Source organism: Janthinobacterium sp. TB1-E2 (genome assembly GCF_036885605.1).
Classification (GTDB): Bacteria; Pseudomonadota; Gammaproteobacteria; order Burkholderiales; family Burkholderiaceae_D; genus Janthinobacterium; species Janthinobacterium aestuarii.
In genome coordinates this window covers 1,916,736-1,942,232 of sequence record NZ_CP142523.1, presented here as the reverse complement: position 1 = coordinate 1,942,232, position 25,497 = coordinate 1,916,736, and the positions used below count along the sequence as shown (strand labels likewise).

The following is a 25,497-nucleotide window of genomic DNA, read 5'->3' as shown; positions in this document are numbered from 1 at the left end:
TCCCTACTCACCATGGACGACTGGCCTCACCTGCTCGAATTATGGCAACGCTGCACGGGACATGGTGGCGCGAGCGGCAACCAGGGGCTGGCGCGCGACCACCGCGACATCAAGGCGCTGTACGCGCGCGGCATTTCGATGGAAGACGCCATGCAGTTCCTGTTCCAGCAACGCCCTACCCTGGAAGCCTTTCAGGCGTGGCTGGCTGGTCGCACGCGCATCCGTCCGACGCACGCCGCCAGCCCTCACCAGGACGTGCTGTCCGCCGCAGAGCTGCGCCATTTCGACGAGCACGGCTATCTGGTACTGCGCGGCGCCGTACCGCGCACGCAGTGCGCAGCTGCCCGGGCGGCCATCTGGGACTACCTGGGCGCCAGCCCCGATGATCCGGCATCGTGGTACCAGCCGCACCCGGGCAAGCGGGGCCTGATGCTGCAGTTTTCCGACCATCGGGCCCTCGAGGAAAACCGCCACAGCGCGCACATCCGCCACGCCTTCCAGCAACTGTACGGCACCGGCACCGGCATCTACGCCAGCATCGACAAGGTCAGTTTCAATCCGCCGGAAACACCGCAGCACCGCTTCCTTGGAAGCGCCCTGCACTGGGACGTCAGCCTGCAACAGCCGGTTCCCTTCAAGCTGCAAGGCATGCTGTACCTGAGCGACTGTCCCGCGCAGCACGGCGCATTCCATTGCGTGCCCGGCTTCCAGCACCGCATGGCCGACTGGCTGCGGCAAGTGCCGCCGGGCCGCCAGCCGCGCGAATGGGCGATCGACAACTTGCGGCCCGTGCCCGTCGACGGCATGGCCGGCGATTTCATCATCTGGCACCAGGCCCTGCCCCATTGCGCCACGCCCAACCGCGGCCCGGCGCCGCGCATGGTGCAGTACCTGACCTACCTTCCCGACCATTGCCAGGACCAGGATGTGTGGATATGAACCGCTCATCCCGCCCTGCCGCCGCTCATCCCGCGGCGCTGGCTGCCGGCCCCCTGCGCCGCTAGCATGGTCGTCAAGGAGGAGTACCCAATGAAACGAACACTGCAAACTTGTATCCTGCTCGCCGGCGTGCTGCTGGCGGGTGCCAGCCAGGCCGCCGCGCCTGCGGCCTTCACGGTCGACGTCACGGGCCAGGGCCGCCCGCTGATCCTGATTCCCGGCCTGGCGTCATCGGGCGAAGTCTGGCAAGGCACGGTGGCGCGCCTGTGCGGCCCGCAAGCCGCGCGCCAATGCCACGTGCTGACACTGGCCGGCTTTGCCGGCGCGGCGCCCATCGAAGGCGACCTGCTGGCGCAGGCGGAACAACAGCTGGCCGATTACATCGTGGCGAAAAAACTGGGCCAGCCGGCCATCATCGGGCATAGCCTGGGCGGCTTCCTGGCCCTGAAAATGGCCATCGACCATCCGGCGCAAACGGGCAAGCTGGTGATCGTCGACTCGCTGCCGGCGCTGGGCGCGACGCAGCTGCCATCGAGCACGCCGGAACAGCTGCAAGCCATGGCGACGCAGATGCAATCGGCCATGCGCGCGCAGGATGGCGCCACCTACGCCGCCAGCCAGCGCCGCGCCGTGACCAGCATGGCCAGCGCGCCGGCCGACGTGGAGCGCATCATCGGCTGGGGCCAGCGCTCGGACCGCGAGACGGTGATCAAGGCCATGGGCACCCTGATGGCCAGCGACCTGCGCCAGGATGTGGCGAAAGTGCGCTCGCCGACCCTGGTGCTGGGTACCTGGATCGCCTACAAGGACTTTGCGCCGCGCGCCGCCATCGAAGCGACCTTCCAGCGGCAGTATGCACAACTGCCCGGCGTGCAGATCGCGCTGGCCGACACGGCGCGCCACTTCATCATGTACGACCAGCCGGACTGGATGGTTGCGCGCATCGAACAGTTCCTGGACTAGGCGGTGAACGCACCCTTGCACCGGCCGCCGCTGCTGGCCAGGATCAACTGGTACTGGACCTTCCAGCTGGCCGGCTGGGGTGCGCTCGCCCTGTTCAACAGCGTGTATGGCGGCGCCTCGCAGCTGCGCATCGTCGTGACGATTGCCTGCTGGGGTTCGCTGGGCGGGCTGCTGCTGTCGCACCTGTGGCATGGCGTCCTGCTCCGGCGCGGCTGGGTGGCGAGCGGCATGCGCTGGACACGCGTGCTGCCATCATTATTGCTGTTGGCCGCCATCCAGACGGCCAGCGTGACGGCCGCCTTCCACGTCATGTATCTACCCGATGTGCTGCGCGGCCTGGCCTGGCTGCCCGGTGCGCTGCTGTTCTGGTTCGGGGTATTTTTGACCTGGACGGTGTTTTACTTTACCGCGCTGTCGCTGCGGCGCGCCGCCCACCTGGAAGCGGAAACCCTGCGCCTGCAGCTGCATGGGCGGGAAGCGGAACTGCGCGCCCTGCAGGCGCAAGTCAATCCGCATTTCTTCTTCAACAGCCTCAATAGCGTGCGCGCGCTGATCTTCGAAGACCGCGACGCGGCCGCGCACATGATCGACCAGCTGGCCAAGCTGATGCGCCACGCGCTGCAGTCGGGCCAGCACGCCACCGTGCCGCTGGCGGCCGAACTGGACGCGGTGCGCGCTTACCTGGCCATCGAGCAGATACGCTTCGAGGAACGCCTGCGCGTCAGCTTCGCGATCGAGATCAGCGCGCCCGCGCTGGAACACGTGCGCGTGCCGCCCATGGCCGTGCAAACGCTGGTGGAAAACGCCGTCAAATATGGCGTCGAAGCGAGCGCCGATGGCGGCGACATCCGCATTGCCGCGCAGCGCGGCACCGGCGTGGACATGCTGCGGATCGAGGTGGCCAACACGGGCGAACTGCGCGGCGCGTCCGGCTCCACCGGCATCGGCTTGCGCAATGCGCGCCAGCGCTTGCAGCTGGCCTGCGGCGAGCGCGCCAGCCTGGCCTTGCGCCAAGAGGCGGGCTGGATCTACGCCACCATCGACCTGCCGGAGCCGCCATGAATGGACCGCCGCTCAAGGTCATGCTGGTCGATGACGAGCGCCTGGCGCGCGCCGAGCTGCGCCGGCTACTGGCACCGCATGTGCAGCAAGGCGCCGTGGAGATCGTGGGCGAGGCGGCCAGCGCGGCCGATGCCGTCGCGCAGATCGGCAAGCTGCGCCCCGACCTGCTGCTGCTCGACGTGCAGATGCCGGGCGGCTCCGGCTTCGACCTGCTGGCCGCGCTCGATGAGGCGCCCGACGTCATCTTTTGCACGGCCTTCGACCAGTACGCGCTGCAGGCGTTCGAGGTGAGCGCCCTCGACTACCTGCAAAAACCCGTGCAGGCGGCGCGCCTGGCCACGGCCCTGGCGCGCGCCGGCGCGCGGGCGCAAGCCGTGCCGCCGCCCGCGCCGCGCAAGGTCTTCATCAAGGATGGGGAACGCTGCTGGTTCGTCGCGTTTGACGATATCCGCCTGCTGGAATCGGAAGGCAATTACACGCGCGTGCATTTCGGCGCACAGCGACCGCTGATGCTGCGCACCCTGAACCAGCTGGAAGAAAAGCTCGATCCGGCCCTGTTCCTGCGCGCCAACCGGCGCCAGATCGTCAACCTGGCGCAGGTGGCGCGGCTGGCGCCGAACGCCGCCGATGGCCTAGCCCTGCACCTGCAGGACGGCAGCGTGGTCGAGGTGTCGCGCCGCCGCGCGCAGCAGTTCAAGGCCGCCTGCGGCCTGTAGCGGGACTACCTGAGCGCGGGGATCGGCTGCGCCTGGAAGGCGGGGCGCGGCTGCTCCTTGAGCTTTTTCGCCAGCATGTCGAGCGCCACTTCCAGCTGGCGGTCGGCGCCATTGAAGGTGGCGTGCGGCGGGTTTTCCACCTCCACGTCCGGCACCACGCCCACGCCTTCGATCAGCCACTGGCCGTCGATGCCGAACTGGCCGTTTTCCGCCACACGCGCCATGCCGTTATCGGCCAGGCGCGTATTGTCGCTGAGCCAGACGCCGGCGCCGGCCGTACGCTTGCCCACCAGCGGCGCCAGTTTCAATGCCTTGATGCCGGCCGCGAAGGTCTCGCCATCGGAATATGTGAGCTCATCGACCAGCACCACCAGGTGGCCGCGGAAGGTGTTCTGCATGTTCGACGACGGCTGCACACCTGGCGGCGCCCAGTAAGCCCAGGCCTTGCGCAGCAGTTTTTCGATGATCCAGCTGTCGATATTGCCGCCGTTATTGCGCCGCACGTCGATGATCAAGCCTTCGCGGTTGATATTCGCGTAAAAATCGCGCGCGAACGAGGCGATGTCATTGGCGCCCATGGCGCGCAGGTGCAGGTAGCCGATGCGCCCCTGCGAGGCGGCAGCCACCTGCTCGGCGCGGCTCAATTCCCAGTCGCCATAGCGCAGCGCCGTCTGTTTCGCCATGTTGACGGGCGTGACGATGACGGCGCGCGGCGCGCCCTTGCTCCGTTTGATTTGCAGCAGCACCTGCTTGTCGGCCTGGTTCAACAGCAGATCGCTGATGTCGCGCGCGGCCAGCACGTCCTTGCCGTTGACGGCCGTGATCACGTCGCCCGCCTTCACATCGACTTCGGGGCGCGACAGCGGTGCGCGCGCCGACGGCAATTCCGCTTCGCTGCGGTAGACATGCTCGACCCGGTAGCCCTCGCTGGTGCGCGCCAGCACGGCGCCCAGGCCCGCCGGCGTGCCTTCCTGCTCCGTGCGGCGCAATTCGCCGGGACGGATCTGCGAATGCAGGGCGCCCACTTCGGCCACCATCATGCCCAGCACGTCATTGAGTTCGGCGCGGTCCGTGACCCGCTCGACCAGCGGCGCATATTTGTCGCGCGCCGCCTTCCAGTTCACGCCCCGCATCTTCGCGTCGTACAGGAAGTCGCGGTGCAGGCGCCAGGCATCGTTGAACATCTGCTTCCATTCCAGGCGCGGATTCGACACAAACGTCCAGTCGTCGACCTTGACCTTGGATTTCGACAGGTCGGTCGGCAGCTTGGCGCCCGCCTCGATCACCAGCATCTCGCCCGGGCCGGTGGCTGCCGCCGTCCTGTAGTACAAATGCTTTTTATCTTGCGCCAGGTCGAATTCGCGCACATTGGCCACAAGCAGTTCCGGCTTGGAGCCGGTATTGCCAATCGCTAAGGTCTTCAGGCTGGACTTGTTCTCGCCGCTGTCGCGCTCGAGGAAATACAGGCGTTTGTCGTCGGCGGCCAGCGCGCTGTAGTTGCCCGCCGCCAGCGGCACTTCATACAAACGCTCGGCCAGGCCCTGGCTGACGATGGCCGGCAAGGCGGCCGGCGCCTTTTTCACGGCCGACTTGCCGCCGGCCTTTTCCAATGCCTTTTCCGCCGCCTGTTCGGCCACCTTTTCATCGTCCGTCTCGGGCGGCTTGACGCCAGGACGGCTCAGCTCATCGTCGGGCTGGAACGGGAAACGGTTGCCCGGCTGCAGCGCCAGCGCATACACGCCGACGCGCTTGTCGAACACGGGACCCATGTTGCGGTCGCCCCACGGCGAGCCATTGGCCAGCTGGAAATTGCGCGCCGACAGGAAGTACAACCACTTGCCGTCGGGCGAAAACACGGGCGAACCGGACGTGTAGCGGTCGCTGGTGACGAACTGCAGCTGTTTCGATGCGAGGTTATACAGGCCGATCTGCTCGCGCTGCTCGTTGCTGGCCACGCGCACGATGGCCAGGTTGCGGCTGTCGGGCGACCATTGCACTTCGTCGTGCTTGTCCACGCCCGCCTTGCCCGCGTCGTCGATCAACTGGTTGCCCCTGGTCGCCAGGTCCAGCAGCCAGAAACGGCCCTTTTTATCCGTGTGGGCCAGCCAGCGCCCGTCCGGCGACGGATACAGTTTCCAGCGGTGGTTATTGCCCTGCGTCGTCAGCTGCTCGCCCTTGCCCGAGCCATCGGCGGCGTATTTCCAGATTTCATTTTCTCCGCTCGTGTCGACGATGGCGAAGACGGATTTCTCGTCGCTGGAAAAGACGGCGTCGCGCGCCCTTGCCCCGTCGGGAATGGCGATGTCGACTCGGCGCAGGCTGCCCGTGCCGGCGATGCTGACCTTGCCGCGCGCCGTGAGGATGATGCGCTCATCCTTGCCCGATAGCTGCACGTTGGAGAGGGTGTCGAGCGGCGAACGGATCTGGCGTGCGCGCTGCTGGTCGAAGTCGGACACGAGGCTGATCGGCAATGGCGGCGAGTCCGTCCCTGCCACCAGGTCCAGCACGTGCAAATCAGCGCTCAATTGATACACGATCTTGCCATCGCCAAGCTGGGCATTGCGCACGTCCCACTGCGTATGGGTCGTCAAGGCGCGGCGGTCGGAGCCGTCGGGCAGCATGCTCCACAGATTGTCGCTGCCGCCCTCGTCGCTGATGTAATAGACGCGGCCCTGCCACCACATGGGGCGCTTGTTGTTGCCAGCCAACACGGCAGGCTCCGTATGCATGCGCACGGCCTCGCCCTTGCCATCGAGGTCAAAGCGCCACAGGGTGGCATGCGCGCCGCCCCGGTAGTTGCGCACATTGTCGTTGGTCATGGCCAGGCCAAAGCGTGTGAAGTACAGCGTCTTGCCAGAGTCGTCGAGCACGGCGTCGTTGGCGTCGGCCACGGGAAATACGCGCCGCGTCTGTTTCACGGGATCGATGGCGGCGACGATGCGGCGCGAGGCGGGGCCGTCCGTATTTTGCGTGCTGACCAGCACCTCGCCCTGCGCCGTCCAGCCCAGCACCAGCACGCCGCCATTGTCATACGAAATGCGGCGCGGCAAGCCGCCCGCCAGCGGCATCACATACGCTTCCTGCGCCCCTTCGTAAGCGGCGGAAAACGCCAGCCACTGGCCGTCGCGCGAAATCGCCGCGTTCGTTTCATAGCCGGGATGCGTCGTCAGGCGCTGCGCCGCGCCGCCGCGCAGATTGCTTTTCCACAAATCGCCTTCGGCCGTGAAGACGACGGTGTCGCCGCGCACGGCGGGAAAACGGAAATAGCTGCCGGCAGGCGCGGCGGCAGCGTCAGCCAGCAGGCCGGCGGACAACAGGAGCAAGGCAAGAGTGCGGGAAATTTTCATGTGGGCATCCAGATAGCGGTCAGGGCGATGAGGCGGCATGGACATCATGTCGATACCGGATAGCAATTCTGGCATAACTATGGCCAAAGAAAACCTTCTTTATTGCCCACAAAAACGTAAAAAAACCCGCGCCACTTGCGTGGGCGGGTTTCTGGATCGCACTTGGCGAAGGAGCCGATTACTCCACTTCCACCGTTTCCGGCGCAGCCGTCGGCGCCGCGTCTGGCGGTTCCGGGAATTCCAGCAAGACCTGGTCCTTGTCGTCGAGGTCGACCGTGACACGTCCACCGGTGACCAGGCGGCCGAACAACAGCTCGTCGGCCAGGGCCTTGCGGATCATGTCCTGGATCAAGCGCGCCATCGGCCGCGCGCCCATCAGCGGATCGAAACCTTTCTTGCCGAGGAAAGCACGCAGCTTCTCGGTAAACACGGCTTCGACCTTTTTCTCGTGCAACTGCTCTTCCAGCTGCATGAGGAACTTGTCGACCACGCGCAGGATGATTTCCTGGTCCAGCGCACGGAAACTGATGGTCGCGTCGATACGGTTGCGGAACTCCGGCGTAAACATGCGCTTGATGTCGGCCATCTCGTCGCCAGCCTGCTTCGAATTCGTGAAACCGATCGACGTCTTTTGCAAGCTTTCCGCGCCCGCATTGGTCGTCATGATGATGATCACATTGCGGAAGTCGGCTTTGCGGCCGTTGTTGTCCGTCAAGGTACCGTGATCCATCACTTGCAGCAGGATATTGAAAATGTCCGGATGGGCTTTTTCAATTTCATCGAGCAGCAAGACTGCATGCGGCTTCTTGGTGATCGCTTCCGTCAGCAGGCCGCCCTGGTCGAAACCAACGTAGCCCGGCGGCGCGCCGATCAAACGGCTGACGGCGTGGCGTTCCATGTATTCCGACATGTCGAAACGGATCAGCTCGATTCCGAGGATAAACGCCAATTGCTTGGCCACCTCGGTCTTGCCGACGCCGGTCGGACCGGAGAACAGGAAGGAGCCGATCGGCTTGTCCGTCTTGCCCAGGCCTGCACGGGCCATCTTGATGGCCGAAGCCAGCGCATCGATGGCGGGATCTTGCCCGAACACGACATTGCGCAAGTCGCGGTCAATCGTCTGCAGCTTGCTGCGGTCGTCCTGGTTGACCGTTTGCGGCGGAATGCGCGCGATCTTGGCGATGATGTCCTCGATCTCGGCCTTGCCGATGGTTTTCTTTTGCTTCGACTTCGGCAAGATGCGCTGCGCCGCGCCCGCTTCATCGATGACGTCGATCGCCTTGTCGGGCAGATGGCGGTCGTTGATGAAGCGCGCCGCCAGTTCAGCCGCCGTCGACAGGGCCGAGGCCGAGTATTTCACGCCATGGTGCTCTTCGAAGCGCGATTTGAGGCCGCGCAAGATTTGCACGGTTTGCTCGACGGTCGGCTCGTTGACGTCCACTTTCTGGAAGCGGCGGGAGAGCGCATGGTCTTTCTCGAACACGCCGCGGAATTCCGTGTACGTGGTCGCGCCGATGCACTTCAGTTGGCCATTCGCCAGCGCCGGTTTCAGCAGGTTGGACGCGTCCAGGGTGCCGCCCGACGCCGAGCCCGCACCGATGATGGTGTGGATCTCGTCGATGAACAGGATGCCGTTCGGATTGTCCTTCAATTGTTTCAGCACGGCTTTCAGGCGCTGTTCGAAGTCACCGCGGTATTTGGTACCGGCCAGCAAGGCGCCCATGTCCAGTGAATACACGACGGCATTCTGCAGGATTTCCGGCACGTCGCTTTGCGTGATGCGGTAGGCCAGGCCTTCGGCGATGGCCGTCTTGCCCACGCCCGCCTCGCCGACGAGCAGCGGATTGTTCTTGCGGCGGCGGCACAGGATCTGGATCACGCGGTCGACTTCTTCCTCGCGGCCGATCAGCGGGTCGATCTTGCCTTCGGCAGCGGCCTTGTTCAGGTTTTGCGTGAACTGGTCGAGCGGGCTTTCCTTCGGCTGGCCATCGACAGGCGCTTCTTCCACGCCTTCGGACGCTTTCGCGCTTTCCGTCGACTGGTCCTTGCGCACGCCGTGCGAGATGAAATTGACCACGTCCAGACGCGTCACGCCCTGCTGGTGCAGGTAGTAAACAGCATGCGAATCCTTTTCGCCGAAGATGGCCACGAGCACATTGGCGCCCGTAACTTCCTTCTTGCCGTTCGAGGCGGACTGGACGTGCATGATGGCGCGCTGAATCACGCGCTGGAAACCAAGCGTCGGCTGGGTGTCGACTTCGCCCGTGCCAGGCACGGTCGGCGTGTTATCGCCGATGAAATTGGTGAGGGTCTTGCGCAGGTCTTCTATATTGACCGCGCAGGCACGCAACACCTCGGCAGCGGAGGGATTGTCCAGCAGTGCCAGCAGTAAATGCTCAACCGTGATGAATTCGTGCCGTGCCTGCCGAGCTTCGACAAACGCCATGTGCAAACTTACTTCTAATTCCTGCGCAATCATACTTCCTCCATCACGCACTGCAGGGGATGCCCCGCCTTGCGCGCATGCGTTAAAACGAACTCCACTTTGGTACACGCTATATCTTTAGAGAACACGCCGCACACTCCTTTGCCGTAGCGATGAACACTGAGCATGATTTGCGTCGCCGTTTCACGGTCCTTGTTGAAATACTCCTGAATGATGGCCACCACGAATTCCATCGGGGTGTAGTCGTCATTGAGCAAGGCCACCTGGTAGAGCGGTGGCGGCTTCAGCACTTGCCGCTCCAGCAGGGTTTCTGTGTCGTGCTTGGTTGCCATACGCTTATTCTAATGCTTTCACAGTGGTTGTCATGCGCAATATCTACGCCTTTCCAATTGTTTTCAATCTTACGCGTTTTCTTAATAGTGCGCAGATGGCGACCTTGCCGTCAAAATCAAGAGTTGCTTTTTTGGTTGTCGTGAAGAATTTGGCAATATCGATGGAAAAGCGCTTGACTTCATTATTTATTCCGCCAACAATGCTGTATCGACTGTTGCAGTAATGTACAGCTTGATAAGAAGTGAGACGTCGAGGAGGGGGCAAGAAGCTTCTTGCTTTTATGGCTCGTGTGATTTGTTTTAATTTTGAAAGTTCTTTTTATGGCAACAGGTACAGTTAAGTGGTTCAATGATTCCAAAGGTTTTGGCTTCATCACTCCAGATGATGGCGGCGAAGATTTGTTTGCTCATTTCTCCGCAATCAACATGAACGGTTTCAAGACCCTCAAAGAAGGTCAAAAAGTTCAATTCGAAGTCACGCAAGGCCCTAAAGGCAAGCAAGCTTCCAACATCCAAGCAGCCTAAGCATCGCCGGCCCTCAGATGTGAAAAACCCCGTTTTCGAACGGGGTTTTTTTTCGTCCGCAGGGCGCACGGCGCCCTGCCCCTCTATTACATGTGCTCGATCATCACCTCGCCGAAACCGGAGCACGACACTTGCGTGGCGCCTTCCATCAGGCGGGCGAAATCATAGGTGACGCGCTTCGAGGCGATCGATTTTTGCATCGAGGAAATGACCAGATCGGCCGCTTCCAGCCAGCCCATGTGGCGCAGCATCATTTCCGCCGACAAGATCAAGGAACCGGGGTTGACGTAGTCCTTGCCCGCGTACTTGGGCGCCGTGCCGTGCGTCGCCTCGAACATGGCGACGGAGTCGGACAGGTTGGCGCCTGGCGCGATGCCGATGCCGCCCACTTGCGCCGCCAGCGCATCGGAAATGTAATCGCCGTTCAAATTCAGGGTGGCGATGACGCTGTATTCGGCCGGACGCAGCAGAATCTGTTGCAGGAACGCGTCAGCGATGGAATCCTTGACGATGATGTCGCGGCCCGTCTTCGGATTCTTGAACTTGCACCATGGACCGCCATCGATCAGTTCGGCGCCAAATTCCTTTTGCGCCAGCGCATATGCCCAGTCGCGGAAGCCGCCTTCCGTATACTTCATGATATTACCTTTGTGCACGATCGTCACGGATGGCTTGTCATTGTCGATCGCGTACTGGATGGCCTTGCGCACGAGGCGCTCCGTGCCTTCGATGGACACGGGCTTGATGCCCAGGCCCGACGTGGCCGGGAAGCGGATCTTCGTCACGCCCATTTCATTGACGAGGAAATCCATCAATTTCTTGGCTTCGGGCGAGCCTTGCTGGTATTCGATGCCGGCATAGATATCTTCCGAGTTTTCGCGGAAAATCACCATGTCCGTCTTTTCCGGCTCTTTCACGGGCGACGGCACGCCCGTGAAGTAGCGCACGGGGCGCAGGCAGACGTACAGGTCGAGCTGCTGGCGCAGGGCCACGTTCAGCGAACGGATGCCGCCGCCGACAGGCGTCGTCAGCGGGCCCTTGATGGACACCACGTAATCTTTGAGTACTTCCAGTGTTTCTTCCGGCAGCCACACATCGGGGCCGTACACATTCGTCGATTTTTCGCCTGCGTAGATTTCCATCCAGATGATCTTGCGCGCGCCGCCGTAGGCCTTGGCCACGGCAGCGTCGATCACCTTGATCATGACCGGGCTGATATCGATGCCCGTGCCATCGCCTTCAATGAAGGGAACGATGGGATTATCTGGTACATTCAGCGAAAAATCGGCGTTGACGGTGATTTTTTGGCCGTCAGCAGGTACAGTGATATGTTGATACATCGTGATCTCCGAAGTGGGACACACCGCTGGCGGGCAACACAGGCCGGCGACGCGCTCTGCGGTTGCAGAGTTTACAAAAACAAGTCCGAACAGGGCGGCAACAACGCACTTTAGCAGGGAAAGAACACCCGGGCCATCCGCATCGCCAAAGAAGCGCATCGCCATAGTCTTCTATAAGACATAAGACTAACGTTTCACATTATGCACCAGTATCTTACAGGGCGCCACGCTTTTGCGGCGCCGACCAGCAGCCACCATCGTTTGCATCCATTTATCCAGCATGCCACTCATTCTCTTCAATAAACCATTCCAAGTCCTGTGCCAGTTTTCGCCGCAGGACGGCCGCACCACCCTGGCCGACCATCTCACCATCCCCGGCATCTATCCGGCCGGCCGGCTCGACGCCGACAGCGAAGGCTTGCTGCTGCTGACGGACGACGGCCGCCTGCAGCATGAAATCAGCCACCCGGACCGCAAGGAAGCAAAAACCTATCTGGTACAAGTTGACGGCGTGCCCGATGCGGCCAGCCTGGCGCGCCTGCAAGCGCCGCTGGACCTGGGCGACTTCATCACCAAGCCGTGCAAGGCCGTGCGCATCGCCGAACCGGACTGGCTGTGGCCCCGCAATCCACCGATACGCGCGCGCGCCGACAAGCCAACCTCGTGGCTGGCGATCACCTTGAAAGAAGGAAAAAACCGCCAAGTGCGGCGCATGACGGCGGCCGTCGGCCTGCCCACCCTGCGCCTGGTGCGCAGCGCCATCGGCCCGTTCTCGCTGGCCAGCCATCCATTGATGCCCGGCGAATGGTGCGAAGTGCCAGCCGAAAACATTGGCAAGGCCTAAGCAGCACAAGAAAGAGCGGCGACGGTAGCGAATTTCCCAATAAACACTATTTATTTTTAGATAATGCATTAAAATCATCCGACCTCAACATGACGGAAAAGGAAAGATGATGAAAAAAGTAATACTGACCCTGGCCACTTCCCTGCTTGCCGGCGCCGCACTGGCCCAGTCGGGCGCCCAGGTGCACGCATCCGCCGCGACCGATGCCGTCAAGCCGCCACCCGCATCGGCAGCCAGCCACGCCTCGGCCGCCACCGACGCCAGCAAGCCCGTGCCGCCGGCGTCCGCCTCCGTCAACGCATCGGCCGCAACCGATGCGCCGCGCCTGATTCCCCAGGCGCGCAAGACGAAGCAGCCGGCCGCTGAAGCAGGCAAGCCCGTGAAATAAGCGCAGTCCCGGGCTGACGACGGCGAGCATGTTGCTGTAACCCCACGCTTTCGATGCGGCCGGGCAGCATGCTTGACCAGCCGGCCGCCAGCGTGGCTTAATCGCCGCTTCGCAGCCACCGTCCCGCCCCATGAAAAATTCCCTTTGCCGTCTCAGCCTGTCCATCGCCCTGCTGTCTTGCGCCAGCATGGCCCAGGCGCAAACCAGGAGCTTGCAACTGTCGGCCGGCATGCATTTGATCCAGGCGGAAGTGGCCGCCACGGAAGAGCAGCGCGAACAGGGCTTGATGTACCGCGAAAAGATGCCGGCCAATGCAGGCATGCTGTTTGTCTTTGGCAACCCATCCACGCAATGCATGTGGATGAAAAACACGCCGCTGCCCCTGTCGGTGGCCTTTATCGATGCCAGCGGCAAGATCGTCAACATCGAAGACATGCAGCCGCATACGCTCGACAGCCATTGCTCCACGAAGACCGTGCCCGTGCGCTATGCGCTGGAAATGCATCTGGGCTGGTTCAAGCAAAAGAACATTAAACCGGGCATGAGCATCGGCAACTTGCCGGCGGCGCGCTAGGCCATGGCGGCGGGCCGCTAGCGAATGCGGCCTTAAAAATCAGAATAAAAACGCGAAAAAACCCGCCAGAACGAATCTGCGGGTTTTTGCTTTTCAACCAGTGCCAGCGTACCGGCACAGGCAAGGCCACCGTGGTGGCTTGCCTGCTGGCGAATATTAAGCGGACAGTGCTTTCAAAGCAGCTGCCAGACGGCTCTTATGGCGAGCTGCCTTGTTTTTGTGGATGATCTTCTTGTCAGCGATACGGTCGATGGTCGACACGGATGCTTGGAAGATTGCAGCAGCAGCTGCCTTGTCGCCGCCCTGGATCGCTTTGCGAGCAGCTTTGATAGCCGTGCGCAAGGTCGAACGTTGGGACGAATTGTGTGCGTTTTGCTTAACTGCTTGACGAGCGCGTTTGCGCGCTTGTGCGGTATTTGCCATGGAATTTCCTAAAACAGGGTCAAAGTGCGTTTGCAAACATTAGTGTTTGCCAACCGGTGCGTTCTGTGCGTCTGCCGAACCATGTGTGCCAAACCAGTGCCTGTCAAACATTAGTGTCTGCGTAACAGAATTCTGTACAGCCTTCGATTATAGCGATATTTTCAAGCGGGGGCAAATCAAAAAACCGTGTGTCACGCCAAAAACACGTGAAAATGGGGCTGGCAAGGGCGAATCGGCGGCAATTGTTACCATATTTTAACCGTTTAACGGTACCGCGCCCGGCTATAATCTGGCCCCATGAACTTGCTTAAAACCCTCGCCGCCATCTCCAGCATGACCATGCTGTCCCGTGTAACCGGATTATTGCGCGAAAGCCTGTTCGCGCGCGCCTTTGGCGCCGGCGCCTACACGGACGCATTCATTGTTGCCTTCCGCATCCCCAACCTGTTGCGCCGCTTGTTTGCCGAGGGGGCGTTCTCGCAAGCCTTCGTGCCGATCTTGTCTGAATACAAGAACCAGCACGGCCAGGAAGCGAGCAAGCAGCTGGCCGACCACGTGGCCACCACGCTCGTCTGGGCCACTCTGCTCGTGTCCGCCATCGGCATCATCGGCGCGCCCTGGTTCGTGTATGTGATCGCCACGGGCCTGACCAAGGATGCGGGCGCTTTTGACGCGGCCGTGTGGATGACGCGCTTGATGTTCCCTTATATTACTTGCATGTCCTTCGTGGCCCTGGCTGGCGGCATCTTGAATACCTGGCGCGAATTCAAGATTCCCGCATTCACGCCGGTGCTGCTGAACCTGTCGTTCATCGCCGCCTCGCTGTTCCTCGCGCCCTATTTGAAGCAGCCGATCTACGCCATGGCCATTGCCGTGTTCGCCGGCGGCCTGCTGCAGGTGGCGATCCAGATTCCCGCGCTGATCAAGATCGGCATGCTGCCGCGCCTGTCGATCAATCCCGCCATCGGCCTGTCCGACGGCGGCGTGCGCCGCGTGCTGAAGAAGATGGGACCGGCCGTGTTCGCCGTCTCGGCGGCGCAGATCAGCCTGATGATCAATACGAGCATCGCGTCGCGCCTGGCCGAGGGCAGCATTTCCTGGCTGTCGTATGCGGACCGCCTGATGGAGTTCCCCACCGCCATGCTGGGCGTGGCCCTGGGTACCATCTTGCTGCCCAGCCTGTCGAAGGCGAACGTGGATGGCGACAAGACGGAATACTCGGCCCTGCTGGACTGGGGCTTGCGCCTGACCTTTTTGCTGGCCCTGCCCGCCGCCGTCGGCATGGCGACCCTGGCCACGCCGCTGATCGCCACCCTCTTCCACTACGGCAAGTTCACGGCCGAATCCGTGATCATGTCGACACAGCCGCTCGTGGCCTACAGCCTGGGCCTGATCGGCATCATCCTCGTCAAGACCCTGGCGCCCGCGTTCTATGCGCGCCAGGACATCCGTACGCCCGTGAAGATCGCCATCGGCGTGCTGATCGCCACGCAGCTGATGAATCTGCTGTTCGTGCCCTACATCGCCGTGGCCGGCCTGGCCCTGTCGATCGGCCTGGGCGCCTGCCTGAACGCCAGCTTCCTGTACTGGGGCTTGCGCAGGCGCGGCATCTACCAGCCGAAACCGGGCTGGGCCAAGTTCTTCCTGCGCCTGCTGCCGGCACTCATCGTGATGGGTGGCGTGGCGTATGCGGGCGCCGTGCGCATCGACTGGATCGCCATGCAAGCCCATCCGCTGCTGCGGGCCGGCGCGCTGGCCCTGGTGGTGGCCCTGTGCGGCGTGGCGTACTTTGCCACCTTATTTGCCGTAGGCTTCCGCTTCCGCGATTTCAAGCGCCACGCGTGATTGCGCAGGACGCTGTTGCCGGCGTCTTGCATCAAGCAGCTGATCCAGACGAAAAAAAACCCGCCGAAGCGGGTTTTTTTCATTGCAGCGTAAGCTTAAGCAGCTTTCTTGGCGCGGCGGCGGGCCACAGCACCAACCAGCGCCAGGCCGCCCAGCAGCATGCCATAGGTTTCTGGTTCTGGTACTGGCAGGGCCGAAACCGTGCCTACGTACTGAACATTTTTCACCAGGGTCAGGCCCGTGACTTGCACCGTGTAGGTGCCTGCAGCCAATTGACCTGCCCAGCTCAGATTCTGGATGCCGCTAGCCGTGCTCTTGGTCAGGTCGCCATAGCCGACCAGAGTAGCAGCAAAATCCTTGATCGCGCCGTTAGCAACGGAGAACGTTTGCAATGCACCGAACGAGGTCGACGATGGGGCCAGCAACTGGAAAGTCCACGAATCATTGATATCCGAATTGATGGCGAACTTGGTCGTGAAAGCCGACAGGGTATCGGAACCGGTTGGATCCAGGATGCCCAGGTCATAGGTTGCTGCCGATGCGCTGAACGATGCTGCTGCCATGATACCTGCAGCGATAAATTTCAATTTCATAGTTTATCCCTTAAAAAGTAATTTATGGCTGCAATGCGCAGGCCACCAATAGTTTTAGTACCGGAAGTACTGAACAGAATGGTAGCATAATCACATCAAATTACTTATAAATATTTTATCGAAGTTTCATCTTAGATAAGTATTTTCGAAATGAACTATTTGCCGCTATCTATTAATTTCCACACAAGAATAGTTACCGGCGCATACATTTATTTTTGTTACGTTTTGAGGTAAAAACGCCTACTCGGCAGTGTTTTCATCTGAATTTTGCGGTTCAGGCTGCTCAATTGGCGCTGATGGCGATTGTTCTTGCGGTGGAGTAACAGGGCGAGAAAACAACGGTGGCACCGGCAAGGCAGGCGCGATGCCCGCCTCATCACTCGCCGGCACGGCTGCCGGTCCCGCGGACGGCATGGAAGACACCCGGGCATCGACCATGAAGCGCCATTCCGAGAAATGCGCCTTGCCTTCGAAGCCAGCGAACCGGGCCTCGAAATTGCCGACCTTTAATGGCGCCGCCTGCGACAGGCTGTGCACGCCAATGATGCCGTTGCTGCCGGGCTGGTACAGCAAGCCCCACTCGGCGCGGCCCGTGATGGGGTCGACAAACAGCTTGCGCAGATGCCGACGCAACTGGGGCGTACGGGGATCGCGCAGCAAGGCGGCAAGGCTGGGCGGCTGTTGCGGCTGGCCCGGCGGCGTGGCGGTCGCATAGCTGTAGAGGGCATCCGAAAACTGCGCGCCAATGTCGAGCAATTCCTGCTCGGCCGTCTGACGCTGCAGCAAGGAACCCATCTTCAGCCCGGCCGCCCCTACCAAGCCCAGGATGGCCACCAGAATGATCAGGCCCAGATACGTAAAACCGCGCTGGCGGCGCGCAGAACGGTGCATGGCCGCTACCAGTCGGCAAACGGCGTGCCGCTGCGGTCCTTGCCGGGCGCGCCGCTTTTCACGTCATACACCTGGCCCGGCGTATCGTCGGGCGGCGGTACGATGAGCCAGCTGCTGTCGCTCTCCGTGATGGGATCGATGGGCATGGCGCGCAGGTATTTCTTTTCCACCAGTTGCTCCAGCGAATCGGGATAGCGCCCCGTATCGCCGTGGAACTGGTCGATGGTCGTGCGCAGATTGCGCAAATTGTCCGCCAGCACGGTTTCCTTTGCCTTGTCGAGGCTGGGAAAGTAGCGGGGCACGGCCAGGGTCAGCAGCAACGCCACGATGCCGAGCACCACCAGCAATTCGATCAGGGTAAAGCCGCGCGTGCGGACTCGGGGGTTTTCAGCGGCCATGGTTCACCATAGACGGTAAGGCACGTTGTTCAAGCCGGTCTTGCCGGACGTGGAGTACACATCGTAGACATCGTCGCCCTCGCGCGGTTCGGCCGCCTCGCTGGCGTAGCTGCGCTTACCCCACGTTTGCGCATCACTGAGGCCAGCATCCCCATTGAACGGGTCGCGCGGCACGCGGCGCAAAAAGAACATCTTGCTGCGCTTCGGGTTGCGCTGGTCCGCCACGCCCTCGACCAGCAGTTCCAGGCTTTTCGGATAACCGCTGGCGTCTGTCGCGCGCACAATGCGACCTTCGTCGCCAGCCCGTTTATACGCATCGATCCCCTGGCGGATCTCGCGCAGCGCGCGCCGCAATTCCTGCTCCTGGCGCCGCTGCACCGTCACCTGCGTAACGGGAATGACCAGGGTGGCCAGCACGCCCAGGATGGCCAGGGTCACCAGCAGTTCGATCAGGGTAAAGCCTCCCTGCCCCCTCTGCGCATGCGCCAGTCTCATTTGGCAGGCGGTGGCGGTGGGCTCACCGGTACCGGCTGGCTCGACGACAGCGGTAAGGGCGCCGCCTGCAGCGGTACGGGCTGGCCCGACGATATCGGCAAGGGAGAGGCGGCCGGCTCGGGCGACGGCGCCACTTCCGGCGCCGGCACCGTCTGCGGCAGCGGCGCTGGCAAAGCGCCCGGCGTCATCATCGGCTGCGCCGGCGCCGGCTGCATGCCGACGGCCGACGGGCCGGAACGCACGATCACCGTGCCCGGCATCTGCGTGGGCGCCTTGGCCGCCATGTCGGGACGGCGGCGGAAGCTGCCTTCCGTGCCGGCCGAGAATTCCGACTCCTTCGCTTCCGGACGCTGCACCGTGCGCACCAGGTGCGGCGTGATCGACAGCACGATTTCCGTCTTCTGGCTGTCGTCCTTGCTGCTGCCGAACAGCCGCCCCAGCACGGGGATGTCGCCCAGACCCGGCACCTTGTTGCCCGAGCTGCGCTCTTCATTGTTGATCAGGCCCGCCAGCACCTGGTTTTCGCCATCCTTCAGCTGCAGCATGGTCGACGCCTGGCGCGTGCCGATCTGGTACAGGGTCGAGCCGCTGCGGGTGGTGGTGGCCGCGCCCAGGTTGCTCACCTCGAGCGAGATGCGGATGCCCACCTCGTTGTTCAAATAGATGGTCGGCTCGGCGTTTACCGTCAGGCCCACGTCCAGGTAGCTGATCGACTCGGAAGCGAAGCCGCCCGTGCCCGGCGAAATCGTGGTGGTCACCACGGGCACCCTGTCGCCGATGACGAACTTCGCCTTTTCCCTGTTGCGCACGCGGATGCGTGGGTTGGCCAGGATATTCGCGTCGCCGTCCGTCTTGTTGGCGTTGGCCGTCACGGACAGGTCGCTCACGCCGATGGTGCGCTGGTTCAGCTTGTTCAGGTCGCTGATGGTCAGGCCGATTCCGCCCGAGGTGGAAAGCGGCGTCAGGGTCAGGCTCGATGGCCAGGCCACGCCCAGTTCCATCAGGCGGCTGCGCTTGACTTCGAGGATTTCCAGTTCCAGCACCACTTCCGCCTCGGGCACGTCCTGCAGCGCGATCAGGCGCTCGGCCAGGCGGATCGCCTCGGGCGTATCGCGCACGATGACGAGGTTGAGCTTTTCATCAGCCACCACGTCGCGCGTCTTCAAAATGGTCTTGAGCGTGTTGGCCACCTGCTTGGCGTCCGCATTCGCCAAGAAGAAGGTCTTCACCAGCACTTCCTGGTACTCCTTTAATTTCGCCGCCACGTTCGGATAGATCAGGATCGTGTTCGCATCCATCACCTGCTGCTCCAGCTGGTTCGTCACCAGCAGGAAGTAGACGGCCGATTCCACCGTGCTGTTTTTCAGGAAGATCGAGGTTTTCGCGTCCGCCTTGACGTCCTTGTCGAAGACGAAATTGAGGCCAGAACGGCGCGCGATCAGCTCGAACACCTGTTTTAACGGCGCGTCGCGAAACTCGATCGTGATCGGCTGCTTGTACGACTTGGCCAAGCCCGACTCGACCACGGGCGGCGCCGTTTTGTCGTCGACCTCGCGCAGCAGCGTGCGCGCGCCCGCATGGTTCGGCTGCTCGGTCAGGATGGCGTTCAGGCGCTGGCGCGCGGGGTCGTAGCGCTTGGCCTCGATATCCTTCTGCGCTTCGGCCAGCAGCTTGCCCTGGCGCTGCTCGCGTTCGAGCGCGCGCAAGCCGCTGTTGGCCCGCTCGTTCTGCGCATCGATTTCCAGCACGCTCATGAAGGAGGCGCGCGCCAGCTCGCCCTGCCCCGCCTGCGCCTGGCGCTCGGCCTGCTGCAAGCGGCTGCCGGTCGCCCGTTCGCGCGCCTGCAGATAGGCGCTGCGGTATTGCGCGTTGCCGGGGTCTTGCTGCAACGCTTCCTGCAGCTTTTGCAGGCCGGCCGGCACCTGGTCTTGCGCGATCAGCTCGCGCCCGTCGCGGTAGGCTTGCTGCCCCGCGCAGCCGGACAGCAACAAGAGCAGCAGCGCCGATGAAAAGGAACGAGACATCACTCGGAAACTCCAATGTTGAGCTGCTGAACCTGGTTCAACGGCAGATAAGTGAGCGTCATGACGGGCGGCGCGATCGTCACGACCTTGTAGGCGCCATCGATGACGGTATTGGCGCGCACGATATACGTCTTGTCGGCGCGCGACAGAAACACTTCCCAGGCGCCGTCGGCGGCCGCCTTGCCCAGGTAGACGAAGGGCAGCGGCGGCGCCATTGGGGGCGGTGGCGGCGGCGCGGCCGTCACCGCCATTTTCGGCGGCGGCGGATTCCAGTTCTGGCTCTGGAAGACAGCGCCGGCGCCGCCAAAGGTATCGCCATCCTCGCCCGCCACTTCGCTGCGCGGCAGCAGGGCCAGGATGGCCGGCTGCGCAGCTGGCGCCTTGGCCGCCGCATGGCGCGCGGGCGCGACGGCCCGCTCCACCGCCTCGGCCACGTCGGCCACGGGCTGACGCTCGCCGAACAGCAGCAAGGCGCCCGCGCCCAGCACGCCGGCCAGCATGAGACTATGGCGCGGGGTCATGGCGCCACTCCCGCATCGCCCGGTGTATCGGTCAGATAAAACGTCAGGCGCAAGCGCGCTTCGAGATCCGTATCGGCGATCTGCTCGCGGCGAAAACTCAGTTCGTCGAGCGAGGCGAAAGGGACGGCGCGCAGCGCTTGCAGCGCGAACTGCGACACGGCCGCATAACTGCCCTTCAGCGGCAAGGTCACCTGGTAGGTGGCGACACGGCTGGCCTTGTCGTAGCCGCTCTTGTATTCGCCCTGCGCCAGCAGCAAGCCGTTTTTCGCGGCCAGGTCGAACAGCTGCTTGACTTGCTGCTCGGCATGGCGCTGCTGTCCCAGCGCGGCATAAAAGCGCGCCAGGTTTTCGCTGGCTGTCGCCGGCGGCGCGGCGGCCACCACGGCCAGCGCTGGCTGCGGCAAGGGCCGCGCTTCCAGCTGCACCGCCACGGCGCGCTGCTGCCAGGCCCAGACCCAGGCTGCCACGCCCAGCGCGAGCAAAGCCACTGCCAGGCAGGCGGGCGCGCCCAGCCGGCGCAGCAGCAGTTGCGCGCGCAGGCGCAAGCTATTGATGTCGATGGCCATCATGGCGTGCCCCAGCGCGCTTCGAGCTGGAAGCGCAACGGTTTGTTCGGATCGAGCGCGTTGATTTCATGGCGCAGCAGCTGCACGCGCGTGCCGAACAACTCCTGCTGCTTCAGTTGCGCCACATACGCCACCATGGCATCGCTGCTGGTCGTTTCCGCCGTGATCTTCAGCACGCGCTTGCGCGCGTCCGGCTCCAGCGCCAGCAGCGCGACTGCCGGTGGCGTGGCGCTGGCCAGCGCATCCTGCAAGTCGCGCCACGGCAGGTTCAATTGCAGGATGGCCGCATTCACGGCCGCCGCCTGCGCGGGCGCGATCGGCGTGAACACCACCGGCGCCGGTCCCTGCGTGGCGGCCAGCACGCGCTGCTGCGCGCGCTGCAACTGTCCTTCACGCAGTTGCTGGCGCTGCAGCGCGGCGCTGCCGCTGTACGCCGCCGTGACGGCCAGCGCCACACCCAGCGCGCCGACGCACCACGCCCACACGGGCACGCGGTGCAGGCTGCGGCGCCAGTTTGGCGGCGCGAAATCGATATCGAGGCGCGTCATGCCACGCCTCCGCTATGCGCCAGCCGGGCGGCCGGCGACAAGCCGTTTTCGCCATCCGGCGTGGAAAAAACCTGGCAGCGGAACTCTTTCGCCGGCGTCAGCCAGCCCGCTGGCGGCGCGCCGCACAGCTGCAGCAGTGCCGGTGCGCATACGCCTTGCAGCAGCGCCTCGCGCGCCAAGGTCTGCACCAGCCAGTCCCTGCCAGCGCCAGGCGGCACGGGCAGCGCGCGCACGGCGCGCAAACGCCCTTCGTGCCGCACGCCCAGGGTCAGGGCGCTCTCCTGCAATTGGCCAAACCAAGCGCCCGGTTTCAAGGCGCCGTGCCAGCGGTTCCAGTGGCGCGCGAATTGCGGCGTAATGAAAATCAGGGCCAGCTTGCGTGCTTCGGCCACGCGCGTCAGCTGCGCCAGCAAGGCACGGGGCACGGCGCAAAAGAACGGCGCGCGCGCATCCCAGGCGCTGCTGCCGTGCCACAGGCCCGGTGCATCGCCATACAGCGATTGGAAGCGCAGCGCGGCGGCCGCCTCGATGTCGGCCAGGCGCGCGGCGCCCTGCGGCATGTCCACTTGCCACAGGCGCGCCAGTCCATCGTCGAGCACCACGGACAAGGGCCAGCCCGCGTATTGCCCCGCTGGCAGAATCTGTTCCAGCGCCTGGCCCAGGGCGGAAAAGTTGCCATGCAACGCGTCGTCCGGCGCATACGCGGCTTCGCCCAGCGAGGTCCATGCGGGCGGGCGCCAGCGGCTGCTGCGCCACAGGCTCACCTTGCCCGCCGCCACGCCCAGGCGCAATCCTTGTCCAAGACCTCTACGCATGCAGGGTGACCCTCTTGATTTCCGTGATGGTGGTGGCGCCCCGCTTGACCAGTTCCAGCGCCGCCAGGCGCAGGCTGCGCGTGCCGTTCGCATACGCGGCCGCCTTGATCTGGCGGATCGGTTTTTTATCGACGATCAATTCGCGGATTTCATCGGTCAGCACGAGGATTTCGGCGATAGAACGCCGCCCCTTGTAGCCCGTGCCGCGGCAGTCGCCGCAGCCCTTGCCCTGCTTGAATTGATAGTCGGCCGCGTCGGCGCGCGCCAGGCCCACGCTGGCCAGCTCGGCATCGTCGGGCGTGTACTCGGTGGCGCAATGGGGGCAGTTGGTGCGGATCAGACGCTGCGCCCAGATGCCGTTCAGGGCCGAGACGAACGCATACGGATCGATGCCCATGTGGGTAAAACGGCCGAACACGTCGAACACATTATTCGCGTGCACGGTGGTGAGCACCAGGTGGCCCGTGAGCGCCGACTGCACGGCGATTTCCGCCGTCTCGCGGTCGCGGATCTCGCCCACCATGATCTTGTCGGGGTCGTGGCGCAGGATCGAACGCAAGCCCTTGGCAAAGGTCAGCCCCTTCTTTTCATTGACGGGGATTTGCAAAATGCCGGGCAGCTGGTATTCGACGGGATCTTCGATGGTGATGATCTTTTCGCGCCCGTTATGGATTTCCGTCAGCGCCGCATACAGGGTCGTCGTCTTGCCCGAGCCGGTCGGTCCCGTCACGAGCAGCATGCCGTAGGCTTCCTGCGCCAGCGCGCGCAGGGCGACCAGCGATGGCGAGTCAAAGCCCAGCGCTTCGAGCGTCAGCGCGCCATACGCCTCGATCATGGCGCGCTTGTCGAGGATACGGATGACGGCGTCCTCGCCATGGATGCTGGGCATGATGGAGACGCGCAAATCGATTTCGCGCCCGCCCGACTCGACACGGAAGCTGCCGTCCTGCGGCACGCGGCGCTCGGCGATATCGAGTTCGGCCAGCACTTTCAGGCGCGAGATGATGTGCTCGGCCACTTCGATGCCGTTGACGGACGTGGCGTGATCGAGCACGCCGTCGACCCTGTACTTGACGGCCAGGCCGCCCGCCGTGCTTTCCAGATGGATGTCCGAGGCGCCCGCCTTCAGCGCGTCATACAGGGTCGAGTTGACCAGCTTGACGGCAGGGCTGGCCGCTTCCGAGACGCTGGCAAACGACAGCACGGCGGCCGTCTTGCCATCGCGCCGCGCGTCACTGGCGGCGCCGGGCAGCAGGCTGTCGACGGCGCGCGCCGATTCTTCCTGTTTCGACAAGTAGGCGCCGATGTCGGCCTGCAGCGCCAGACGCACGTCCAAGACGCCCTGCCCGGCGCGCGCACTCAGCCAGGTTTGCAGGTCGAGGTCGAACGGGTCGGCGATCACGCCCACCAGTTGGCCGCCGGCGGCGCGCAGCAGCACGCTGTGACGCGCCAGCGCCTGCGACAGGGGCAGCACATCGAAGGCGGGAGACAAGGCCAGCATGTCGGCCGTTTCCAGCACGTCCAGGCCGAACGGGCGCGCCAGTTCGCGCACCACGGCGCGCGCCTCGATGCCGCTCAGCTCCTGCAATTCCTCGACCAGGCTGCGCTTCGATTGCCGGCTCAGGATGCGCGCGCGCTGCAGCAGCGCGGGGTCGATGGCGGCGGGAACGGAAGAAATCTGGTTCATGAAATATCGCCAGCAAGGTCAAAGATGGGCATGTACAGCAGGATCACGATGGCGCCCACGACGAGGCCGATGGCAGCCATCAGCAAGGGTTCGAAGGTGCGCGTAAAACGGTCGATCCAGCGGCTGATTTCACCGTCATAAAAGGCGGCCGACTGCGTCAGCATGGGGCCCATGTCGCCCGTGCGCTCGCCCACGCGCAGCATGCGCAGGGAAATCGGTGTCGTCAATTGATGCTGCTCAAACGCCGACGACAGCGGCTGGCCCGCCTCGATGGCGCCGCGCGCGCCCTGCAACGATGCCTGCATGCCCGGCGAGACCATCGCCTGCACGGTGGCAATCGCCTGCACGATGGTGATGCCGCCCTCGGCCAGCATGCCCAGGGTCAGGTACAGGCGCGACAGTTCATAGATGCGCACGCGCTCGCCGATGCCGGGCAGTTTCGCCAGCAGGCGCGCCACGCCGCCGTTGCGCAGCACGCGCCGCACGGCAGTGAACACGATGCTGCCGACGAGTGCCAACCCCAGCAACAGCAGCACGCCATGCTGCGTGACGAACTGGCCCCAGCTGAGCATCACTTGCGACATCCATGGCAGGTTGCGTCCCGCGCCCTGGTAGACCTCGGCGAAACGAGGCACCACATAGCTGATCAGGAAGGCGCTGACGCCGCCGCCCACGGCCAGCAGGATGGCGGGATAGATGGCGGCGCTGACGATTTTGGACCGCACCGCATCGATGCGCTGCTGGTAGTCGATGTAGCGCGACAGCGCGCGCGGCAAGTCGCTCGTGCCCTCGGCCGCCTTGACGATGCCGATATACAAGGGGGGAAACAGTTCAGATTGCTCGCCCAGCACGGCGGAAAAGCGCTTGCCTTCGCGCAAGCCTTCGAGCAGACGCGTGAGCACGCTGCGCGTGGCCGGCGAGGCCTCCTTTTCCAGCAAGGCTTCCAGCGCTTCGACGATGCCCAGGCCCGCTTGCAGCAGCGCCAGCAATTCCTGGCTGAACAGCAGCAGGGGCAAGGCCCGCGCGCGCTGGCGCCCGGCCGCACTGAACGGCGTGGCCCGCACGGGGCGGATGGCGCTGACAAACAGGCCGCGCGCTTCGGCCTGGCGGCGCGCGTCGGCTTCGTCGCGGCCGTCGATCACGCACGTCTGCAAGGTAGTTACGGCCTGGTCCGTGGAAAGCGCGCGTACTTCGAACTGCATGATGGCTTGTCCG

General features: G+C 63.5%; 25 protein-coding genes. 9 read left to right on the top strand and 16 right to left on the bottom strand.

Annotated features, from left to right (window positions below):
- Positions 1-12 precede the first annotated feature (12 nt).
- The 4 genes from OPV09_RS08720 to OPV09_RS08705 all read left to right on the top strand — a co-directional run bounded on the left by OPV09_RS08720 (position 13) and on the right by OPV09_RS08705 (position 3,680).
- Positions 13-939: a phytanoyl-CoA dioxygenase family protein gene (locus OPV09_RS08720; RefSeq protein WP_319992556.1), complete on the top strand. Its 927-nt coding sequence runs from the start codon at positions 13-15 to the stop codon at positions 937-939.
- Between the two features lie 90 nt (positions 940-1,029).
- Positions 1,030-1,902: an alpha/beta hydrolase gene (locus tag OPV09_RS08715; RefSeq protein WP_338681268.1), complete on the top strand. Its 873-nt coding sequence runs from the start codon at positions 1,030-1,032 to the stop codon at positions 1,900-1,902.
- Between the two features lie 3 nt (positions 1,903-1,905).
- On the top strand, positions 1,906-2,964 hold the full coding sequence (locus OPV09_RS08710) for a sensor histidine kinase (RefSeq protein ID WP_338681266.1): 1,059 nt from the start codon (positions 1,906-1,908) through the stop codon (positions 2,962-2,964).
- Positions 2,961-3,680 carry a LytTR family DNA-binding domain-containing protein gene (locus tag OPV09_RS08705; protein ID WP_338681264.1) on the top strand — a complete coding sequence of 240 codons (720 nt, stop codon included), beginning with the start codon at positions 2,961-2,963 and terminating at the stop codon, positions 3,678-3,680. Before OPV09_RS08710 ends, OPV09_RS08705 begins: the two co-directional genes overlap by 4 nt.
- A 5-nt stretch (positions 3,681-3,685) precedes the next feature.
- On the opposite strand, the gene OPV09_RS08700 is transcribed toward OPV09_RS08705, so the two are convergent.
- The 3 genes from OPV09_RS08700 to clpS form a co-directional block, all read right to left on the bottom strand.
- A complete protein-coding gene (locus OPV09_RS08700; RefSeq protein ID WP_338681262.1) occupies positions 3,686-7,027 on the bottom strand; it encodes a S41 family peptidase in 3,342 nt (1,113 codons plus the stop codon).
- A gap of 178 nt (positions 7,028-7,205) precedes the next feature.
- On the bottom strand, positions 7,206-9,506 hold the full coding sequence (gene clpA / locus OPV09_RS08695; protein WP_034751575.1) for an ATP-dependent Clp protease ATP-binding subunit ClpA: 2,301 nt from the start codon (positions 9,504-9,506) through the stop codon (positions 7,206-7,208).
- Positions 9,503-9,805, bottom strand: coding sequence for an ATP-dependent Clp protease adapter ClpS (gene clpS / locus OPV09_RS08690; RefSeq protein ID WP_034751577.1), 303 nt, complete (start codon positions 9,803-9,805; stop codon positions 9,503-9,505). The genes clpA and clpS overlap by 4 nt, the downstream gene beginning before the upstream one ends.
- Before the next feature lie 321 nt (positions 9,806-10,126).
- Between clpS and cspE the strand changes: the two genes are divergently transcribed.
- Entirely contained in the window at positions 10,127-10,330 is a 204-nt protein-coding gene (gene cspE, locus OPV09_RS08685; RefSeq protein ID WP_010395943.1) for a transcription antiterminator/RNA stability regulator CspE, read from the top strand.
- Between the two features lie 86 nt (positions 10,331-10,416).
- Here cspE and icd read toward each other — a convergent pair whose 3' ends face one another.
- Complete coding sequence (gene icd / locus OPV09_RS08680; protein WP_219329157.1) at positions 10,417-11,670, bottom strand: NADP-dependent isocitrate dehydrogenase; 1,254 nt, start codon at positions 11,668-11,670, stop codon at positions 10,417-10,419.
- A 280-nt stretch (positions 11,671-11,950) separates the two neighbouring features.
- On the opposite strand from icd, the gene OPV09_RS08675 reads away from it, so the two are divergent.
- The 3 genes from OPV09_RS08675 to OPV09_RS08665 all read left to right on the top strand — a co-directional run bounded on the left by OPV09_RS08675 (position 11,951) and on the right by OPV09_RS08665 (position 13,476).
- Positions 11,951-12,514, top strand: coding sequence for a pseudouridine synthase (locus OPV09_RS08675; protein WP_046682580.1), 564 nt, complete (start codon positions 11,951-11,953; stop codon positions 12,512-12,514).
- A 109-nt stretch (positions 12,515-12,623) separates the two neighbouring features.
- Positions 12,624-12,902, top strand: coding sequence for a hypothetical protein (locus tag OPV09_RS08670; RefSeq protein ID WP_072454503.1), 279 nt, complete (start codon positions 12,624-12,626; stop codon positions 12,900-12,902).
- A 130-nt stretch (positions 12,903-13,032) separates the two neighbouring features.
- Positions 13,033-13,476: a DUF192 domain-containing protein gene (locus tag OPV09_RS08665; protein WP_034751589.1), complete on the top strand. Its 444-nt coding sequence runs from the start codon at positions 13,033-13,035 to the stop codon at positions 13,474-13,476.
- Between the two features lie 156 nt (positions 13,477-13,632).
- Here the strand turns inward: OPV09_RS08665 and rpsT are convergent, their stop codons facing one another.
- The gene (rpsT, locus tag OPV09_RS08660) at positions 13,633-13,899 is read right to left on the bottom strand and encodes a 30S ribosomal protein S20 (protein ID WP_010395935.1); all 267 of its coding nucleotides are present in this window, start codon (positions 13,897-13,899) and stop codon (positions 13,633-13,635) included.
- A 297-nt stretch (positions 13,900-14,196) separates the two neighbouring features.
- Between rpsT and murJ the strand changes: the two genes are divergently transcribed.
- Positions 14,197-15,744 (top strand): murein biosynthesis integral membrane protein MurJ, encoded by a 1,548-nt coding sequence (gene murJ, locus OPV09_RS08655; RefSeq protein WP_034751592.1) that lies wholly within the window; start codon positions 14,197-14,199, stop codon positions 15,742-15,744.
- A gap of 95 nt (positions 15,745-15,839) precedes the next feature.
- Here murJ and OPV09_RS08650 read toward each other — a convergent pair whose 3' ends face one another.
- The 11 genes from OPV09_RS08650 to OPV09_RS08600 form a co-directional block, all read right to left on the bottom strand.
- Complete coding sequence (locus tag OPV09_RS08650; protein ID WP_072454501.1) at positions 15,840-16,337, bottom strand: FxDxF family PEP-CTERM protein; 498 nt, start codon at positions 16,335-16,337, stop codon at positions 15,840-15,842.
- A 240-nt stretch (positions 16,338-16,577) separates the two neighbouring features.
- Positions 16,578-17,228, bottom strand: a complete 651-nt coding sequence (locus OPV09_RS08645; protein ID WP_338681254.1) for a type II secretion system protein — start codon at positions 17,226-17,228, stop codon at positions 16,578-16,580.
- Positions 17,229-17,233: 5 nt separating this feature from the next.
- Complete coding sequence (locus OPV09_RS08640) at positions 17,234-17,626, bottom strand: type II secretion system protein (RefSeq protein ID WP_338681253.1); 393 nt, start codon at positions 17,624-17,626, stop codon at positions 17,234-17,236.
- Positions 17,627-17,629: 3 nt separating this feature from the next.
- The gene (locus tag OPV09_RS08635) at positions 17,630-18,121 is read right to left on the bottom strand and encodes a type II secretion system protein (protein ID WP_034751600.1); all 492 of its coding nucleotides are present in this window, start codon (positions 18,119-18,121) and stop codon (positions 17,630-17,632) included.
- Complete coding sequence (locus OPV09_RS08630; protein ID WP_338681250.1) at positions 18,118-20,145, bottom strand: secretin N-terminal domain-containing protein; 2,028 nt, start codon at positions 20,143-20,145, stop codon at positions 18,118-18,120. The genes OPV09_RS08635 and OPV09_RS08630 overlap by 4 nt, the downstream gene beginning before the upstream one ends.
- Positions 20,145-20,666 (bottom strand): hypothetical protein, encoded by a 522-nt coding sequence (locus OPV09_RS08625; protein WP_338681248.1) that lies wholly within the window; start codon positions 20,664-20,666, stop codon positions 20,145-20,147. The genes OPV09_RS08630 and OPV09_RS08625 overlap by 1 nt, the downstream gene beginning before the upstream one ends.
- Positions 20,663-21,235, bottom strand: a complete 573-nt coding sequence (locus OPV09_RS08620; protein WP_338681245.1) for a hypothetical protein — start codon at positions 21,233-21,235, stop codon at positions 20,663-20,665. The genes OPV09_RS08625 and OPV09_RS08620 overlap by 4 nt, the downstream gene beginning before the upstream one ends.
- Positions 21,232-21,780 carry a hypothetical protein gene (locus tag OPV09_RS08615; protein ID WP_338681243.1) on the bottom strand — a complete coding sequence of 183 codons (549 nt, stop codon included), beginning with the start codon at positions 21,778-21,780 and terminating at the stop codon, positions 21,232-21,234. The genes OPV09_RS08620 and OPV09_RS08615 overlap by 4 nt, the downstream gene beginning before the upstream one ends.
- A complete protein-coding gene (locus OPV09_RS08610; RefSeq protein ID WP_338681241.1) occupies positions 21,777-22,595 on the bottom strand; it encodes a hypothetical protein in 819 nt (272 codons plus the stop codon). Before OPV09_RS08610 ends, OPV09_RS08615 begins: the two co-directional genes overlap by 4 nt.
- Positions 22,588-24,282 carry a GspE/PulE family protein gene (locus OPV09_RS08605; protein WP_338681239.1) on the bottom strand — a complete coding sequence of 565 codons (1,695 nt, stop codon included), beginning with the start codon at positions 24,280-24,282 and terminating at the stop codon, positions 22,588-22,590. The genes OPV09_RS08610 and OPV09_RS08605 overlap by 8 nt, the downstream gene beginning before the upstream one ends.
- Positions 24,279-25,484: a type II secretion system F family protein gene (locus OPV09_RS08600; protein WP_338681238.1), complete on the bottom strand. Its 1,206-nt coding sequence runs from the start codon at positions 25,482-25,484 to the stop codon at positions 24,279-24,281. Before OPV09_RS08600 ends, OPV09_RS08605 begins: the two co-directional genes overlap by 4 nt.
- Between the last annotated feature and the right edge of the window lie 13 nt (positions 25,485-25,497).

Coding starts and splice junctions, on each gene's coding strand:
- OPV09_RS08720 (WP_319992556.1), top strand. CDS start 13: ATGGACGACTGGCCTCACCTGCTCGAATTATGGCAACGCTGCACGGGA.
- OPV09_RS08715 (WP_338681268.1), top strand. CDS start 1,030: ATGAAACGAACACTGCAAACTTGTATCCTGCTCGCCGGCGTGCTGCTG.
- OPV09_RS08705 (WP_338681264.1), top strand. CDS start 2,961: ATGAATGGACCGCCGCTCAAGGTCATGCTGGTCGATGACGAGCGCCTG.
- OPV09_RS08700 (WP_338681262.1), bottom strand. CDS start 7,027: ATGAAAATTTCCCGCACTCTTGCCTTGCTCCTGTTGTCCGCCGGCCTG.
- clpA (WP_034751575.1), bottom strand. CDS start 9,506: ATGATTGCGCAGGAATTAGAAGTAAGTTTGCACATGGCGTTTGTCGAA.
- clpS (WP_034751577.1), bottom strand. CDS start 9,805: ATGGCAACCAAGCACGACACAGAAACCCTGCTGGAGCGGCAAGTGCTG.
- cspE (WP_010395943.1), top strand. CDS start 10,127: ATGGCAACAGGTACAGTTAAGTGGTTCAATGATTCCAAAGGTTTTGGC.
- icd (WP_219329157.1), bottom strand. CDS start 11,670: ATGTATCAACATATCACTGTACCTGCTGACGGCCAAAAAATCACCGTC.
- OPV09_RS08675 (WP_046682580.1), top strand. CDS start 11,951: ATGCCACTCATTCTCTTCAATAAACCATTCCAAGTCCTGTGCCAGTTT.
- OPV09_RS08670 (WP_072454503.1), top strand. CDS start 12,624: ATGAAAAAAGTAATACTGACCCTGGCCACTTCCCTGCTTGCCGGCGCC.
- OPV09_RS08665 (WP_034751589.1), top strand. CDS start 13,033: ATGAAAAATTCCCTTTGCCGTCTCAGCCTGTCCATCGCCCTGCTGTCT.
- rpsT (WP_010395935.1), bottom strand. CDS start 13,899: ATGGCAAATACCGCACAAGCGCGCAAACGCGCTCGTCAAGCAGTTAAG.
- murJ (WP_034751592.1), top strand. CDS start 14,197: ATGAACTTGCTTAAAACCCTCGCCGCCATCTCCAGCATGACCATGCTG.
- OPV09_RS08650 (WP_072454501.1), bottom strand. CDS start 16,337: ATGAAATTGAAATTTATCGCTGCAGGTATCATGGCAGCAGCATCGTTC.
- OPV09_RS08645 (WP_338681254.1), bottom strand. CDS start 17,228: ATGCACCGTTCTGCGCGCCGCCAGCGCGGTTTTACGTATCTGGGCCTG.
- OPV09_RS08640 (WP_338681253.1), bottom strand. CDS start 17,626: ATGGCCGCTGAAAACCCCCGAGTCCGCACGCGCGGCTTTACCCTGATC.
- OPV09_RS08635 (WP_034751600.1), bottom strand. CDS start 18,121: ATGAGACTGGCGCATGCGCAGAGGGGGCAGGGAGGCTTTACCCTGATC.
- OPV09_RS08630 (WP_338681250.1), bottom strand. CDS start 20,145: ATGTCTCGTTCCTTTTCATCGGCGCTGCTGCTCTTGTTGCTGTCCGGC.
- OPV09_RS08625 (WP_338681248.1), bottom strand. CDS start 20,666: ATGACCCCGCGCCATAGTCTCATGCTGGCCGGCGTGCTGGGCGCGGGC.
- OPV09_RS08620 (WP_338681245.1), bottom strand. CDS start 21,235: ATGATGGCCATCGACATCAATAGCTTGCGCCTGCGCGCGCAACTGCTG.
- OPV09_RS08615 (WP_338681243.1), bottom strand. CDS start 21,780: ATGACGCGCCTCGATATCGATTTCGCGCCGCCAAACTGGCGCCGCAGC.
- OPV09_RS08610 (WP_338681241.1), bottom strand. CDS start 22,595: ATGCGTAGAGGTCTTGGACAAGGATTGCGCCTGGGCGTGGCGGCGGGC.
- OPV09_RS08605 (WP_338681239.1), bottom strand. CDS start 24,282: ATGAACCAGATTTCTTCCGTTCCCGCCGCCATCGACCCCGCGCTGCTG.
- OPV09_RS08600 (WP_338681238.1), bottom strand. CDS start 25,484: ATGCAGTTCGAAGTACGCGCGCTTTCCACGGACCAGGCCGTAACTACC.